This window comes from Dellaglioa sp. CoH-55-MRSF-9 (genome assembly GCF_056782155.1).
This window is the reverse complement of the sequence record NZ_JBXAYG010000080.1, coordinates 1-275: the sequence shown is the minus strand read 5'-3', so window position 1 is coordinate 275 and position 275 is coordinate 1. Positions and strand designations below refer to the sequence as shown.

At 68.0% G+C, this 275-nt stretch carries 1 protein-coding gene; it reads left to right on the top strand.

Annotated features, from left to right (window positions below; all coding sequences use genetic code 11):
- A partial coding sequence (locus AC1RPV_RS07870) for a ParA family protein (protein ID WP_481764215.1) occupies positions 1-275 on the top strand: 275 nt, incomplete at both ends.

The window sequence follows — 275 nt, the reverse complement described above, 5'->3', positions numbered from 1 at the left end:
CGCGCGCACCTGAGACCATCCGCGACGTCATCGTTCCCGGCGTCTGGCCCGGCCTCGACGTCGTGCCCACCAGTGGCGTCACGCTCGGCTACGTGCGCGACGAACTCGTGATCGCCGGAGCCGGCCGAGAAGGCCGCCTGCACGAGGCCCTGGCCAGCGTCGTCGACGACTACGACCTGATCCTGATCGACTGCGCACCCAGCCTCGACCAGCTCACCATCAACGGCCTGACGGCCGCCGATGCCGTTGTGGTTGTCACCGAATCCAAGCTGTTC